Source organism: Cupriavidus sp. Met-2, assembly GCF_049843575.1.
GTDB lineage: Bacteria > Pseudomonadota > Gammaproteobacteria > Burkholderiales > Burkholderiaceae > Cupriavidus > Cupriavidus metallidurans.
Genome location: NZ_JBBHZL010000015.1, coordinates 1 through 15,539, shown reverse-complemented (window position 1 = coordinate 15,539; position 15,539 = coordinate 1). Strand labels below are relative to the sequence as shown.

Sequence of the window (15,539 nt, the reverse complement as noted above, 5' to 3'; positions counted from 1 at the left end):
TGTCTCGCCGGCCTTCGGCGGTGCCACCGGCCGTCTCCGCAACATGCCCTTCCATCGCAAGACTACGGGGCACTGTCCCGGGCGCTAGAGCGCTGCCTTGCCAATCGACGCGCCGCCGTCCACGAACAGCGTCTGCCCCGTAATAAAGCCGGCAGGCTCGGAAAGCAGGAATTCGATCGCGGCGGCCAGTTCATCCGGCTTGCCCAGACGCCCCATCGGCACCATGGACAGAAATCGCTTCTCCGCATCGCTGCCCTGTGGCGTATTGGCACGGAACATTTCGGTTTCAACAGGCCCCGGCGCGACCGCATTCACCGTGATCCCGGTGGGTGCGAGTTCGAGTGCCCACGTTCGTGTGAAGCTGATCATGGCGCTTTTGGCCGCGGCATAGACGGAGCGGTTCGCAACGCCCAGCACGACAAGGCTCGACAGGTTCACGATACGGCCCCAACCCCGCTCCCGCATGTCCGGCAACAGCGCCTGGACAAGCTGAACGGCTGGCCGCAGGTTCGACCGAAACATGTCGTCCATGGCATCCAGGTCGATATTGCCAAGTGGCGCAAGCTCGATGAACCCCACGTTGTTCACGACACCGTCGATCACGTGCTCGGACCTCAGTGTCGTCAGCGCATGTTCAGTGGCAACCGGGTCCGTGAGATCGATGGGCACCAGAATGCCGGGGAAACCGGGGTCGGCGTTACGCGCGACGCCGATCACTTTGTGCCCGGCAGCCGCCAGGCGATGGGACAAGGCCCGGCCGATTCCCTTGCTCGCACCGGTGATCAGGAAAGTCTTGTGTGACATTGCATATCCAGGTTCCGTGCCGGAGCGCCCTCGCTTCGGCCAATTTTGTATCGATTGCTACGAAATTATTATAGATCGATCGATACAAAACACAACGAACACGCCGAGACCCCACATCGCCAGTGTGGTTTCGGGCCGCGTACTCCTCTTCAACGCCGCAACTAGCCCTAGAATCCGGCGGAATCGCCATTCGCGCCTACAAGATGAACGCCCACATCAAGCTCCGCGGCCGCCGTGACCTGGCTGGTCAGATCTATCGACAGATTCGCGCCAGCATCGTCGACGGACGGCTCGCGCCAGGAGAACGCCTACCCTCCACACGCACGCTGGCGTCGGAGCTCGACGTCTCCAGAAAGACGACGCTCGATGTGTTCGAGCGGTTGATCGGCGAAGGCTATCTGCGGTCTCGTACCGGCGACGGAACCTTCGTGTCCGATGAGATGACGCGCCTGGCGCCTACGCCGCCGCGCGAGCGGATCGTGCAGGCCACTGGAGCGGTGTGGGAAACGCTACCCGAGGCATTGCCCGCGAGCCGGAAAGACATGCCGGCACGCTTCGATTTCGTAGGCGGCGTCACCGACAAGCGCCTGTTTCCGTTCGACAAATGGCGCAAATGCGTTAGCCACGCGCTGCGCATCCAGGCGCGCGGAAACGGTTCTTATCACGACCCATCGGGCGATCAGGAACTGCGTCTGGCCATCTCGCGTTATCTGGCTTCGAGCCGCGCGGTGGTCAGCAACTGGCAGGACGTCATCGTTACCAACGGAGCGCAACAGGCCATTGAACTGCTGGCGCGCGCGGTCATCCGGCCAGGCGATGTGATCGCGGTGGAAGATCCCGGCTATCCGCCCGCGCGAAGCGTCTTTACCGCGGCGGGCGCCAGGGTGATCGACGTACCGGTCGACAAGGACGGTCTGCGGGTGGATGCCCTGCCGTCGAAGGCGAGGATGGTCTATGTCACGCCGTCCCACCAGTTTCCGCTAGGCATGCCGATGACGCTTGAGCGTCGCCTTGCCCTGCTCGAATGGGCGCACCGGCGAGGCGCTCTCGTGATCGAGGATGACTATGACGGCGAATACCGCTTCGAGGGCAGACCGATGGAATCATTGAAGAGTCTCGACAACGCCGGAGTCGTTGCATACGTTGGCACGTTTTCGAAGACCATCTTTCCGGAACTGCGGATTGGCTACATGATTCCGCCGTCGTCCCTGGCGGCCACGCTTCGAAAGGCCAAACAGGTCAGTGACTGGCATAGCAGCACCCTGATGCAGACCGCATTGGGCAAGTTCATGCTGGACGGATACTTCGCCAAGCATCTGCGCCACATGCACCGGGAGTACGCCAGGCGACGCGCGACGCTGCTGGAGTACCTGCAGGGTGACCTGGCCGACGTCTTCACGCCGCTACCGTCCGTGGCCGGCATCCATCTGGTCGCGATACTGGCCGACGATACAAACGAAGCAGACATCATTGCCCGGGCCAACCAGGCATCGGTGGGCCTGTACGGCATTTCCAGGATGTTCAATACCCAGCCTTCGCGGCAAGGCATTCTGTTTGGCTACGGCGGCATCGGTGTGGACGATATACGGAGTGGCCTGACCCAACTCGGTGAAACACTTCGCGCCACCCGGCGTTGATGGCGTGCGTCGAAAAATTGGTCACCTCAAAATAGCCATAAATCGGTACTAAAAGGTCACCACTTCATTGCCTAAGCTTGCGTCTGAGGCGTGCCAGCCGGCACGCATATGAACAAGCCAAGGAAAAAGTCATGACCCAACGTCTCGATTTCTACAATGCCAACCCGAACGCCATCAAGGCGCTGCTTGGGCTGGAAAAGCGCATCAGCGAATCCAGCCTCGAGAAGTCCCTGGTGGAACTGATTCGGCTCCGCGCCTCCCTGATCAACGGCTGCGCCTACTGCATCGACCTTCATACCGCGGACGCGCGCAAGGGAGGAGAAGACGATCGCCGCCTTGCCACGCTGTCCGTCTGGCGCGAAACACCCTTCTTCACAGATCGCGAACGCGCGGCGCTGGCCTGGACCGAAGCCGTCACGCTCGTATCTCAGGATCATGTGCCAGATGAAGTCTGGTCCGCCGTGCGGCCGCACTTCGACGACGCAGAACTCGTGGACCTGACGCTTCTGATCTCGACCATCAATACGTGGAACCGTTTCGCGATCTCGTTCCGCAAGACACCAGCGTGAGGTCCGCCATGACAGCGCTCGCCATACGTCGCACTGCGCTTCAGGTGCCCCTGATTGCCGCCATGCTGCTCTGCACCATGACAGCCGCCAGGCCGGCACTTGCGCACGAAGCTGGACACGAGACAACAACGCCGGTGATGAAGCAAGACATCCCCGAGGCCAAAGGACGTCATGTGTTCATGATCACGGTGGCCTACGAACCGGGGCAAGCCTCTGAGCCACATCGACATCCAGGTTCGATCTTCGCCTATGTGCTCGACGGTGAAGTGGAATCCCAGCTCGATGGCCAACCTGCCCGCGTCTACAAGGCGGGAGAGGCCTGGTATGAACCGCCGGGCGCGAAGCACCTGGTGTCCCGCAATGCCAGTTCCACCAAGCCTGCGAAGTTGCTTGTCTACGGGATTGCGGAGGGCAACATGCCGGTGAAGCTGCCGCTGGACGCTCGCTAGGCACCGGGAGCCCGGACATGCAGTTGGGCCGCCCGGCCTGATGTCGCGACGCTGCCGCCCGTCCTGAAATCCACCCCAGATTGACAGGGCGACGCGTCGCCCTGTCATCGCTTTTGTCGTTCGCGCATCGGCCGCCGAGGCCAATACCGCGCATCGGTTTTCGCAATCGAGCCGATTGAAAGAATCCATCGCTGCGCGCCTTGAATTTATTTGCCTAGGCAACTATTGTCCAGTCAGTTAAATATGCGGACGGCGAAATCAGTTCAGGGATGCACGTCCAGTCACTTTATCCACCACACCAATTGATGAGTCGGAAAATGGTTTGGCAATCACCCCAGGCGAAGCAGCGCGCCACACTGCTCGCGCTCTCAACGATAGTGGCCGCAGTACTTGCCGGATGCGCGAACTATGCGGGCATTCATAGCGACAAGGAGATGGCACTGCCGACGCAGATTGCCACTGCGCAAAGCCTGCCGTCCGAGGGAGGGCATTGGCCCGCCACGGACTGGGCATCACAGTTTGGCGATGCGCAACTCAAGGCCCTGATCGACGAAGCCTTGGCGGGTAGCCCATCCATCGACAAGGCACGTGCCCGTATTGCGGCGGCCGTGGCATTCAGCGAAAGCGCCAATGCGAACACCCTCCCTCAGGTAGGCGCGGGGTATTCCTGGACTCGCCAGCGACTGACTGAAAGCACCTTTATACCGCCAGCCTTTGCCGGCACGTGGCAATCGGAAAACAAGGCGATCATCAGTGCGTCCTACGAGCTCGATCTTTGGGGCAAGAATCGCGAAGCCCTCCGTTCCGCGGTCTCGATGGTCCACATGACGGAGGCCGAAGCGGAGCAGGTAAGACTGAGCCTGAGTCAGGCCATCGCCCGCAGTTACAACGAGCTCGCCCGCTTGTACGCGCTTCTGGATATTGCGCGCGATGAAGTCACGCAACGCGAAGAAGTCCTGCGGGTCACACGCGGTCGGGTCCGGATGGGACTGGATACCGCCGTGGAGCAACAGACTGCCGAAGCGAACCTCGCGGCGGCGCAGGTTTCCGTCTCGGCCCTTGAGGGAAGTATTCAGCGTACCCGCTACCAACTTGGCGCGCTGCTCGGCAAAGGCCCGGACCGCGGGCTCGCCATCGCCAAGCCGGCACTCGGTGGCGCCGAAGAAATTCATCTGCCTGACAACCTTCCGGCAGACCTCCTGGCACGCCGCCCCGACATCGTCGCCGCGCGCTGGAGAGTGGAGGCCACCACTCACGACATCAAGGTGGCGAAAGCCGAGTTCTACCCAGACATCAATCTGAGCGCTGCCATCGGCCTCGATGCTTTCGGGTGGGGACGCTTTCTGCATGCGGCGAGCCGCACGGTCTCCGCCGGCCCTGCCATCCACCTGCCGATCTTCGACGGTGGCGCACTGCGCGCGCAACTGAAAGGACGCTACGCCGACTTCGACTTTGCCGTGGCGAATTACAACGACACCCTGATCCAGGCATTGACCGATGTGGCCACGCAACTGTCGGACATTCGTTCCGTCGACGCCCAGATCATCAACGCGGTCCGAACCGACGAGGCCGCGCAACGCGCCTTGAAACTGGCGATGGCGCAGTACCGCGCCGGCCTGACCACGCAATTGACGGTGCTGAATGCGCAGACCACGGCATTGGCCAGCAGCCAGACCGTAACAACGCTCCGGATGCAACGACGCGACCGCCAGATTGCGCTGGCAGCGGCCCTCGGCGGCGGGTACACGGCCGACGACACACAAAGCGCGGACACAACCCGGTGAGCCGCCACGCCACAGATACAGGTGACATGATGACCACGACCAACCCGAACCCCACTGACAATCCCAAGGCCGCGTCCGGCGCGCCGAGAACCCGCAAGCGTCTGCTGGCCCTGCTTGGGCTGGGCGCTCTGGTGGCAGCGGCAGGCTACGGCGCGTACTACTACAGCGTGGCACGCTTTCACGAAGACACCGATGACGCCTACGTCAACGGCAATCTGGTGCAACTCACCCCTCAGGTGAGCGGGACGGTTGTCGCAGTCAATGCCGACGACACGGAGATCGTCAGCGCGGGCGATACGATCGTCACGCTCGACCCCGCAGACGCGCGCATCGCCCTGGCCAATGCCGAGGCGGCGCTCGGGCAGACCGTTCGCCAGGTGAGTGCCTTATATGTCAACAACAACACGCTGGCTGCAACTGTTCAACAGCGGCAGGTGGACCTTTCCCGGGCGCGAGATGATCTGCGGCGTCGAACCGAAGCCTCGGAAAGTGGCGCGGTTGCCGCGGAGGACGTCGCGCACGCAAGGGACACCGTGAAGGCTGCCGAAGCCGCGCTGGAAACGGCAAAGCAACAACTCGCCTCGAACCATGCGTTGACCGACCAGGCGAGCGTGGCCGATCACCCCAGCGTTCAAGCAGCCGCCACGCGCGTGCGGGATGCCTATCTCGCCAATGCGCGAAACACCCTGCCCGCTCCCGTCACCGGCTACGTCGCCCGTCGATCCGTGCAAGTCGGTCAACGTGTTGCGCCTGGCAACCCACTCATGGCCATCGTGCCTCTCGATGGAGTCTGGGTAGATGCCAACTTCAAGGAGGTTCAGCTCAAGCACATTCGAATTGGCCAGCCAGTAGAACTCCACGCCGATCTGTACGGCGGCAAGGTGACCTATCACGGCAAGGTCGTCGGCTTCTCCGCGGGCACCGGTAGCGCGTTCTCCGCGCTACCAGCGCAGAACGCGACTGGCAACTGGATAAAGGTCGTCCAGCGACTGCCCGTGCGGATCGCACTGGATCCGGTGGAACTGCGCGCGCACCCACTGCAGGTTGGCCTGTCTATGCAGGTCGATGTGGAGACCAGGGAGCGCGGCGGAGAGCTTTCCCCCGCCAAGGGCACAAGCACACCAATTCGCACCGCCTATCGCACCGATGTGTTCGAACGCTACGGTGCGGAAGCCGACAGCGAGATCGATCGGATCATCGCCCGGAACAGCAATAGCAACAGCGACAACTCCACGCGAAACGAAACGACCAGGAATGCGCGTCCGGTGGCCAGTCCTTCGGCAATCGCCAGGGCCTCGTGAAACCGTAGTCGCCAACGCAAACTGAGGGCATCATGTCAAATCCGATGACAAACGAATTGCCGCCGCCGCTGACCGGTGGCAAGCTGGCAATGGGCAGTCTGGCCGTCGCGCTGGCCACATTCATGAACGTGCTGGATTCATCCATTGCCAATGTCGCCATCCCGACTATCTCTGGCAACCTCGGCGTCTCCGTGGATGAAGGCACTTGGGTTATCACGCTGTTCGCGGCCGCCAATGCGGTAGCCATTCCACTAACGGGGTGGCTGACCCAGCGCGTGGGGCAGATCCGTCTCTTCGTGGGATCGATTCTGCTGTTCGTCCTGTCGTCGTGGCTATGCGGCGTCGCGCCCAATCTCACTTTTCTTCTCGCGGCGCGAATCCTTCAGGGAGCCGTCGCGGGTCCGATGATTCCGCTCTCGCAAGCCATTCTCCTGGGGTCCTATCCCAAGGAGAAAAGCGGTCAGGCACTCGCGTTGTGGGCGATGACCGCTACCGTGGGACCAATAGCCGGCCCGGCTTTGGGGGGATGGATGACCGACAGCTACTCCTGGTCCTGGATCTTCTATATCAACATCCCCGTTGGCCTGTTTGCTGCCGCAGTCACCTGGGCGATCTATCGTAGCCGCGAGACAACGACCCGTATTCTGCCGATCGACGCCATAGGACTGGCGGCCCTTGTCACCTGGGTGGCAGCCCTTCAGATCATGCTGGACAAAGGCAAGGATCTCGACTGGTTCGCTTCGCCGGTGATCATCAGCCTGGCCATTGTCGCCCTACTCGGCTTCCTGTTCTTCGTGATCTGGGAACTGACCGAAGCCAATCCGATCGTCGATTTGAGGCTGTTTAAAGGACGCAACTTCCTGGCCGGCACCATCGCAATATCGGTCGCCTACGCGGTCTTCTTCGCGAATCTGGTCGTGCTGCCGCAATGGATGCAGCAGTACCTCGCCTATCCAGCCGTCAATGCCGGCCTTGTCACGGCGCCATTGGGCATCTTCGCGGTGGTGCTTGCGCCGGTCCTTGGCAAACTGATGCCAAAAGCCGAGTTGCGCATTCTCTCCACCCTTTCGTTTCTCGGCTTTGCCGCGGTGTTCTTCATGCGCTCCCACTACACGACGGGAGTCGACACATTCACGTTGGTTCTCCCAACGCTGCTGCAGGGCATTCCAACAGCATTGTTCTTTGTTCCGTTGACGGCCATCATTCTTTCCGGTCTCCCACCAGACAAGATCCCCGCCGCGGCCGGACTGTCGAACTTTGTCCGCGTGTTCTGCGGCGCGGTGGGAACGTCGCTTGCGACCACTGTGTGGAACGACCGCGCCATACTGCATCACGCACAACTAGTCGAAAAGGCGAACCCTGGTAATCCGAACTACAGTGCCGCGCTGGAGGCCATCCAGTCCGTAATGCACCTTTCCCCTGGCCAGGCGACCGCCTACTTTGAAAGACAGCTCAATACCCAGGCGATCATGCTGGGCCTGAACGACATCTTCTGGATATCAGCCGTCATCTTCGTCGCCATTGTTCCACTGATCTGGCTGACCAAGCCAGCGCGTGGCGCGGCGTCCGGTGCGGCATCCGCTGCCCACTAGCTGTCGTCGGTACGATCCTGGGTATATCAGAACAAATCGCAGGTGCTCGCCAAACATACATTTGCTTGCGGATCAGCGTGTACCTGTATAACCTGACAACTACGATTCGATAACTCTTAGTTGCCATGTCATTCATCAGCACCGGTGTGGAATACGGGTTGCATTGCCTCCTTTACCTGTCGCGCTCACAGGCGTCGGTGGAAACCGCTAGCGTGAGGGATCTCGCGGAACTGCAGGGTATCCCCGCTGACTATCTGGCGAAGTTGTTCACCAAGCTGGCGAAGGCAAATCTCGTAGTCGCTACCGAAGGCATACGAGGCGGCTTCAGCCTGGCGCGGCCTGCAGACAAGATCACAGTGCACGACGTCGTCGTCGCCATCGATGGCGACAAGCCGTTGTTCGACTGTCTGGAGATCCGCGACCGCTGCGCGGTGTTCGACGAAGCACCACCCGCCTGGGCCACGCGCGGTGTGTGCTCGATCCATGCTGTCATGCAATCGGCGGAAAAGGCGATGCGGCATGAACTCAGGCAACACACGCTACTCGACATTGCCAATCGCGCCATCGACAAGGCACCCAACAGTTACGGGACGCAGGTGGTCCAATGGCTGACGGCCCGGTCCGTCAACCGTCGCGGCGAGAAGTCCGAAGAGTCGTTGCCGCCCGCGCGCAAGTCCGTACGGACGCGCAATCGTGCATAAAAAATCGCCTTCCAGATGGAAGGCGATTCTCATTTGACAGGCTGCTCAGAAAGCGGCACGAACCACGCCACCATCCGCACGCAGTGCAGCGCCATTTGTCGCGGAAGACGCTTGCGAGCAGACATAAACAACCAGATTCGCAACCTCTTCAGGGGTAGTGAATCGCTTGAGGAGCGACGTCGGGCGTGCTTGTTCGAAAAAGGTCTTCTCGAATGCTTCGAACGATTGACCTCCCGAGAGCTTGTCGGACCCGGCAAGACCGCGGGAGCGCCCCAAGCTGCGCGGTCTTCGTCACTCCTTCAGGAACAACGAGGCAAGACGATCCGTCTTGCCTCGTTTACTCGTTACGCCACCACGATTCGACGCGGGTCCGCCGAGGCCAGTGCCTCGGCGCGATCCGCGCTTGGCGGATAGATCCACTCGGTGTTGATCTTCGTCTTCAACGCCTTGGCCTCGGCACCAACCAGCTTCACCTCGCGCTCCCAGCCCTCCGTGTACACCGCGCCCCAGGGGCCCAGATCCAGGCAGGTCACGTACTTTGGCTGGCTGTATGGGATTTGTTTGTCACCAACCAGGTCCGCGGCCACGTTGTGTCCGGCGGACCGCCCAAGGTTCATCGCATGCTGGCATGACATCATGGCGTAGTTACCGGCATCGTCAACAGCTGCATATGCGACATCGCCCGTCGCATAGACCGTCTCAAGCCCCCTGACCTTCAGATAGTTATCGACGTGCAGACGGCCAAAGCCGTCGCGCTCGGCAGGGACTTGAGCCGTGAGCTTGCTGGCACGCGCACCGGCGGTCCAGATGACCGTCGAGGCTTCGATACGCTCACCACTCTCCAGCGTCACACCAGCCGCGTCCACGGCCGCAACACCAGACCCGAGCTTCCACTTGACGCCAAGCTCCGTCAGCGCCTGGATGATGACTGGTCGTGGTCCGGCCCCCAGATCCGGACCAATCTCGCCGGCTCGCTCGACGATGATTACATTGACCTGCGCGTCGTCTCCCAGGACCTCGCGCAAACGTGCAGGCATTTCCGCCGCCGTCTCGATGCCTGTAAAGCCTCCGCCTGCAACCACGACCGTGTTCCTGGCGATGCTGGCCGGACGCGTCGCCAGCGACTCGATATGGGCTTCTAGCGTTGCGGCGGAAGCCACCTGATCGACGTTGAATGCATGTTCATCCAGCCCGGAAATCTGCGGCTTGAACAGGCGGCTTCCGGCGGCCAGCACAAGTCGGTCGAAACCAAGCACGACGGGTGATGTCTCCGCTGCGCTGCTGACCTCCACCTGCTGATTCGCCACATCGATCCGCTCAACGTAACCCTGTACAAACCGAATGCCAACGGCCTTGAATATCTCCTGCAGCGGCGCCTTCATTCCGCCTGGATTCTGCTCGTAGAGGCGCGGCCGCACATGCAGTTCCGCCTCGGGCGCCACCAACACGATCTCGATATCCGTGCGTCCCACTTCATCGAGCAGCCGGGCCGAAGCCAGCGCGCTCCACATGCCGGCGAAGCCGGCGCCAATCACAAGAATGCGTTTGGACATTTTCAAACTCCTGCATCAATCCCTGGTTTGAGTGATCCGGCCGCACCTGCATCGCGCGCCCGTTTTCTTCAGCAATGACAAGTGTCAACTGCAATACTACGATTCTACGAGTCGTAGTTATAAAAGCAAGGAAGAATTGAAAAGCCCGGGGTGTGGGTGCGGGAATCAGCGTCGTCCTTGCACAGTCGACCCGGACTCTCTATCATTACTACCCCTTACAGAGTCGCAGTTTATGGAGGAAGCGAGGCATAAGCCCTCAAAGAGACCACCGGGTAGCCTGCGCCGCGGCACTGCCAAGGCAACGAGATGTCACCGGATGAAGCTTGCCTAGCCAGGCCGCCGGGACAGCAGGGTGAGTCCGACCTCTGCGAACTTGAAGTGCATCAGCCCGTAGGTCGGGAAATCAATCAAGATTCCCTCGCACGCATGTCGCCTCATGAATGACTCATATCCCGGGCTATATTCCGCATTGGTGAAACTGCACACGACCACGCCGGTTTCACGGTCGCCAAGCATCACCACATCACCAACCTTCGCGTCCAAGCCATTCAGATACTGCATTGCCACCTCCGAAGCCATGTTCGATCGGTGCCAGATCCAGACGGTCCGCAGGGGCAAAAGCGAAAGATGATTATGCGGCACATTTCGCGCGAAGTCCCCAATGCAACCGGCTAAGGGCGCCGGCCCGGCTCCAGTCAATCGGCAATTGCAGAGTGCCCTTGATATGCTTTGATGGATTGACTATTCATGACAGCAACACAGAATGCGTGGACGCTACGTGCCAGCCACGCCGACGACGATCCATGAGTGGGGAAAAAGGATGGGGAACGAGCTTGGGCAACTACAACGCTGGAGCACCGATCTGGTCCCAGCGACGCAAAGACGTGAGTACTTCCAGGCCGCCACCGAGTCGGCCATCATTCCGTTCCAGTTCGAAACGCCCTATTCGCCCGATCTGAGCGCGAAGATCGAGGCTCTGGCGCTCGGTCCCATTACCGTGATGCATGTGGCAGGCTCCCCCCATATCGCGCGGAGCACGGCCGCTGAGATTTCACGACAACGCGCACGCTGCCTGAATCTGGTGCTCAGCCGAAACGTTCCCTGGAACCTGGGCTACCAGTCGAGAGTTTCGATGCGCCCCATGGATTCATTCATTACGGATTCCCAGCAGGCGCTAAGCCTCGATATCGCTTTCGACTACGACTTCGTCAATATCGGCTTCGATCCGCAGTGGCTAAGCGAGTGGGTCCCTCAGACAGGCACAGTGATCGGCAGGCAGTTTGGCGCTGACTCGCGCTGGGCAGTGGCGCTGAACACATTCATCGCGGCATTGCAGCCCACCGCAATCCTCAATGCGCCGCTCCCGCCCCGGCTGATCGTGGACCAGCTCGGTGCGCTGATTCTTCTGGCGTCGAGCGGACCAGATCAGGTCGCCACGCATAAACACGAGACCTCGAAGCCGCTGAACGAGAGAATCCTCGACTGCATTCGTTCGCGATGCACCGAGTCCACGCTGGTCGCGCCGCAGGTGGCAGCAGACCTGGGAATTTCGGTGCGATCCCTGCATCGCGTACTGGCCGCTCAAAACGAGACCTTTGGCTTCCTGCTGATGAAGGCCCGCATCGATATCGCCGTGCGCCAATTGTCATCGCCGGCGTTCAATCGCCTCACCGTGGCTGCCATTGGCCGCAGGTGCGGCTTCACTGACGACTCTCACTTCACGCGCGTTTTCCGGCGGCATGTGGGCGTGACGCCGCTAGCCTTGCGCCGGGCTCGGCTTGCATAGCCGGGATCCAACTGGCACAACATATCGCCTGCAGATCACTGATCGAATCCTCTCCACATTCCTCAGGCTCTACGCGAAAGATCGCCCTTGAATTTTGTATCGATCTATCTAAAATACGTTTCATATCATTCGATACAGAATCTCACTGCCATGGCACGACCTCGCCAATTTGACGCCCAAACAGCACTTTCCGCCGCACAGGACGCGTTCTGGGCCAAGGGCTACAACGCCACCTCGACCCGCGAACTGACGCAGGCGATGGGACTGACTCAACCTAGCCTCTACAACGCCTTTGGCGACAAACGCACACTGTTCCTGCAGGCGCTTGAGGACTACCTGAATCACACGCTGCGCGAACGGATTGCTCGACTGGAAGGCACCCTTCCACCGGCCCAGGCGTTAGAAGCATTCTTTGCCGAAAGCATCGAGCGTGGCGTCTCCGATCCGCAGCATCGTGGATGCATGCTGATCAATACGGCGCTCGACGCATCGGCTGACGACCCTGAACTGGCGGCGATCGTTGCAGAGGAACTGACTACACTCGGTCACTTCTTCGAACGCACCATTCGCGCGGGCCAGGCCGACGGGACTGTCGACCCGACACTCGCTGCCAGGGACGTTTCGGCCACGCTGCTGTCGGTACAGATCGGCCTGCGCGTGATGTCTCGCGTCATGCCGGATCGCGCACTGCTCGAGGCATCCGTCAGACCCGTACTGGCTCTGCTCGAACGTAAGCCGCGCGGCACGACCTGACTTCTCCCTGAATAACGCTTCGCCTCTACGCGCGGCTGCCGCCTGCGTGGGGCGGCGCTCGCCCAGAGGTATCACCCCATGTCACAGAACACAGTCACCACGCCAGTGCCAGACACCACGGACCGCGCGCTCGATGCGCGTGCGCTCCACGCGGCGCTGGCCGGACTCTGCGCAAGCCTTGTCGCCATAGGTCTTGCCCGCTTCGCCTATACGCCGCTGATTCCTTCGTTGATCCAGGCCCACTGGTTCAGCGCCGCAGACACGGTGGCACTCGGCGCCGCAAACTTCGCCGGATATCTCGCTGGCGCTGTGATTGGCCGCCCACTGGCGACCCGGCTGTCGAACCGCCATGCTTTACGTCTGCTGATGGTGCTGGCCACCGTGGCATTCTTTGCGTGCGCAGTACCCGTGTCAGTAAGCTGGTTCTTCCTCTGGCGCTTTCTTTCTGGCCTGACGGGCGGCGCCATCATGGTGCTCGTGGCTACTGCGATCCTGCCGCATATTCCGCCGGGCCGGCGGGCGTTCGTTAGCGGGATGATCTTCCTGGGGCTTGGACTCGGTATTGCAGCATCGGGCACGCTGGTACCAGAGTTGCTCAAGCTTGGGCTGGGACAGACGTGGCTTGGACTTGGTGCCGTGTCATTGCTTCTGACTGCTATTAGCTGGAAGGGGTGGCCCACCGCCGATGCACCTACCAGCATGCCGGCACCAACTGCGGCAGGTCACCGCCCCGTCGACCATGCACAGGGTTCCAGCAATCCAGCTTTGCGCGTGCTGTACTTCCAGTACGCTGCCAACGCGCTGGGATTGGTGCCAGCCATGGTGCTCTTGGTCGACTACGTCGCGCGCGGTCTTGGCCAGGGTGCATCGGCCGGCGCCGGATACTGGGTACTCTATGGCGTCGCAGCTATCGCAGGACCGCTGTTTGCGGGCGCCATAGGGGGCAAGCTCGGGTTCAGGAACGCCTATCGGCTTGCGATGTTGCTGCAAGGCCTGGCCGTGGGGTTGCTGGCCGTCTCCCACCACACGGTAGCCCTGTGGCTGTCGACCATCGTCCTAGGCACGTTCACCCCGGGCATTGTCCCGCTTGTCTTGGGCCGAGTGCAGGAGATGTTGCCCCACGACGCCACGGCCCAGCGCGCCGCATGGAGCCGCGCCACCATAGCGTTCGCGCTGTGTCAGGCGCTGGGGGGTTACGGCTATGCGTATCTGTTCGCGCAATCGCATGAGAACTACAGCCTGATCTTCCTGTGCGGCGCAGTGGCCATGGCAGTAGCATTTGTCACCGACTTCGCCGTACGGAAACCGAAGACCGACTGACGCCGCGCCCTCCCAAGGCAGACGCCCTCTGGCACTCGGTCAGGGTAGGCGGCGTACGGTGTGGCTTTCCTCCATGCGCACGACCACCAGCTTTACCGGATTCCCTCCAAGTGATTGAGACTGCTTCACACGACCTCGGCGACCCATTGCGCGCCCGATAGGGCCATCTGCTCATCTAGAGTTCCAGCACCTAACCGCAGGGCCGGCGGCGGCCCAGTAGCGTCCATGCCAGCTAGCGGCCATCAGTACCCGTTCGCTTTTCGGGAGAACCTGCCCCGCTACTCCTCCCGTCATCGGACTGGCCGGCATGCTGCTCATGAGTTCTGGGGCGGACCGAAGCGGAAATCGTTTCAAGCAAGCCGCACTGACACTCGTCGCGGCCGGCGGGATTCCTCATCGCCGGCACGGCAAATTCGATGGCCATGCAATCCTGGGATTCGGAATCGCAAACATTGGCGTCCACACCCGTCAGTCAAGCTTCTGGACGATTCCGCCATCCACCCCGAGCCGAAGCAGGGCACCCGCCGCGATCGGGCTAATCGGCATGCCGGGCAGCGCGGGCGGAGCCGTCATGACCATCGTCGTCGAACGCCTCAACGACTCATCTCACATCATTGCCGTCGAACTGGGCATGTCTCCGCGGAGCTTCTGATCTCCAGCACCTTGCATGCTGCGCAGTCGAATTTCCCAGAAGGGTCGGTAGCTACCTTCTGCGCCGGGACGCCCTTGCCCTATTTAGCCGAAGGGCCGAGACCGGCCAAGAACAGACAACCGGATTGCCATTGACCAACGACGGCAACCGACTCCACATCAGTCGATCACGGTGTAATCCTACTCAAGCATTCCTGCCCCTCCGCAGCAGCTGCGTCGGAGCCCTGCTCAAGGCTGTAGGATTGCTCGCAGCGCGCCTCAGAAACTCATCGATTGATCTGCTTGTCCTGCGACTGCGGATTCGAAAACATCTCGTTGCCGCTGACTGTACTCCGAGCGGGTATCTCCTCTTGCATGACATCCCAGTGCTCGACAACTTTTCCGTCCGCAATACGAAATATGTCAACAGCCAGTATCGGCTTTGGCGCCCGGCCAGCATAGCGACCGTGGGCCATTACGTGGTCGCCTTCAGCGACCACCATACCAACCTCGTATCGGAAGTCGGCGGAAAGATCAGCCGCGCCAGCCTTGGATGCCTTCCGGACAGTTCGGGATAAAGAGATTGTGCTGCGTATAGGCGGTGCTAATCAGCCGATCAAACACCGTCGAGTCCCGGTCGACAAAAGCCCCTTTGAGTAG

General features: G+C 61.1%; 15 protein-coding genes and 1 pseudogene. 11 read left to right on the top strand and 5 right to left on the bottom strand.

Going from position 1 to position 15,539, the window contains the following annotated elements; genetic code table 11:
* Window positions 1-84: 84 nt before the first annotated feature.
* A complete protein-coding gene (locus tag WD006_RS25435; RefSeq protein WP_011518808.1) occupies window positions 85-804 on the bottom strand; it encodes an SDR family oxidoreductase in 720 nt (239 codons plus the stop codon).
* Window positions 805-1,007: 203 nt separating this feature from the next.
* On the opposite strand from WD006_RS25435, the gene WD006_RS25430 reads away from it, so the two are divergent.
* The 7 genes from WD006_RS25430 (at window position 1,008) to WD006_RS25400 (ending at window position 8,837) form a co-directional block, all read left to right on the top strand.
* On the top strand, window positions 1,008-2,441 hold the full coding sequence (locus tag WD006_RS25430; RefSeq protein ID WP_029309514.1) for a PLP-dependent aminotransferase family protein: 1,434 nt from the start codon (window positions 1,008-1,010) through the stop codon (window positions 2,439-2,441).
* Between the two features lie 131 nt (window positions 2,442-2,572).
* Entirely contained in the window at window positions 2,573-3,010 is a 438-nt protein-coding gene (locus WD006_RS25425; RefSeq protein ID WP_029309513.1) for a carboxymuconolactone decarboxylase family protein, read from the top strand.
* An 8-nt stretch (window positions 3,011-3,018) separates the two neighbouring features.
* Complete coding sequence (locus WD006_RS25420; protein ID WP_029309512.1) at window positions 3,019-3,459, top strand: cupin domain-containing protein; 441 nt, start codon at window positions 3,019-3,021, stop codon at window positions 3,457-3,459.
* Window positions 3,460-3,776: 317 nt separating this feature from the next.
* Window positions 3,777-5,243, top strand: coding sequence for an efflux transporter outer membrane subunit (locus tag WD006_RS25415; protein WP_029309511.1), 1,467 nt, complete (start codon window positions 3,777-3,779; stop codon window positions 5,241-5,243).
* Between the two features lie 26 nt (window positions 5,244-5,269).
* The gene (locus tag WD006_RS25410; protein WP_029309510.1) at window positions 5,270-6,544 is read left to right on the top strand and encodes an HlyD family efflux transporter periplasmic adaptor subunit; all 1,275 of its coding nucleotides are present in this window, start codon (window positions 5,270-5,272) and stop codon (window positions 6,542-6,544) included.
* Between the two features lie 32 nt (window positions 6,545-6,576).
* A complete protein-coding gene (locus tag WD006_RS25405; RefSeq protein ID WP_029309509.1) occupies window positions 6,577-8,136 on the top strand; it encodes a DHA2 family efflux MFS transporter permease subunit in 1,560 nt (519 codons plus the stop codon).
* Window positions 8,137-8,261: 125 nt separating this feature from the next.
* Window positions 8,262-8,837 carry an RrF2 family transcriptional regulator gene (locus WD006_RS25400; protein ID WP_011518801.1) on the top strand — a complete coding sequence of 192 codons (576 nt, stop codon included), beginning with the start codon at window positions 8,262-8,264 and terminating at the stop codon, window positions 8,835-8,837.
* A gap of 45 nt (window positions 8,838-8,882) precedes the next feature.
* Here WD006_RS25400 and WD006_RS25395 read toward each other — a convergent pair.
* The 3 genes and pseudogenes from WD006_RS25395 to WD006_RS25385 form a co-directional block, all read right to left on the bottom strand.
* Window positions 8,883-9,080: pseudogene (locus tag WD006_RS25395) on the bottom strand (SDR family oxidoreductase); the annotation flags it as partial.
* Between the two features lie 101 nt (window positions 9,081-9,181).
* The gene (locus WD006_RS25390) at window positions 9,182-10,390 is read right to left on the bottom strand and encodes an NAD(P)/FAD-dependent oxidoreductase (protein ID WP_011518800.1); all 1,209 of its coding nucleotides are present in this window, start codon (window positions 10,388-10,390) and stop codon (window positions 9,182-9,184) included.
* Window positions 10,391-10,717: 327 nt separating this feature from the next.
* Window positions 10,718-10,951 (bottom strand): hypothetical protein, encoded by a 234-nt coding sequence (locus WD006_RS25385; RefSeq protein ID WP_029309508.1) that lies wholly within the window; start codon window positions 10,949-10,951, stop codon window positions 10,718-10,720.
* Between the two features lie 217 nt (window positions 10,952-11,168).
* On the opposite strand from WD006_RS25385, the gene WD006_RS25380 reads away from it, so the two are divergent.
* The 4 genes from WD006_RS25380 to WD006_RS25365 all read left to right on the top strand — a co-directional run bounded on the left by WD006_RS25380 (window position 11,169) and on the right by WD006_RS25365 (window position 14,901).
* Window positions 11,169-12,176 (top strand): helix-turn-helix transcriptional regulator, encoded by a 1,008-nt coding sequence (locus WD006_RS25380; protein ID WP_375199014.1) that lies wholly within the window; start codon window positions 11,169-11,171, stop codon window positions 12,174-12,176.
* 150 nt (window positions 12,177-12,326) lie between these two features.
* On the top strand, window positions 12,327-12,929 hold the full coding sequence (locus tag WD006_RS25375) for a TetR/AcrR family transcriptional regulator (protein ID WP_011518798.1): 603 nt from the start codon (window positions 12,327-12,329) through the stop codon (window positions 12,927-12,929).
* Between the two features lie 78 nt (window positions 12,930-13,007).
* Window positions 13,008-14,249 carry a YbfB/YjiJ family MFS transporter gene (locus WD006_RS25370; protein WP_029309506.1) on the top strand — a complete coding sequence of 414 codons (1,242 nt, stop codon included), beginning with the start codon at window positions 13,008-13,010 and terminating at the stop codon, window positions 14,247-14,249.
* A gap of 307 nt (window positions 14,250-14,556) precedes the next feature.
* Window positions 14,557-14,901, top strand: a complete 345-nt coding sequence (locus WD006_RS25365) for a hypothetical protein (protein ID WP_029309505.1) — start codon at window positions 14,557-14,559, stop codon at window positions 14,899-14,901.
* Window positions 14,902-15,166: 265 nt separating this feature from the next.
* Here WD006_RS25365 and WD006_RS25360 read toward each other — a convergent pair whose 3' ends face one another.
* Window positions 15,167-15,382, bottom strand: coding sequence for a nuclear transport factor 2 family protein (locus WD006_RS25360; RefSeq protein ID WP_063834275.1), 216 nt, complete (start codon window positions 15,380-15,382; stop codon window positions 15,167-15,169).
* Between the last annotated feature and the right edge of the window lie 157 nt (window positions 15,383-15,539).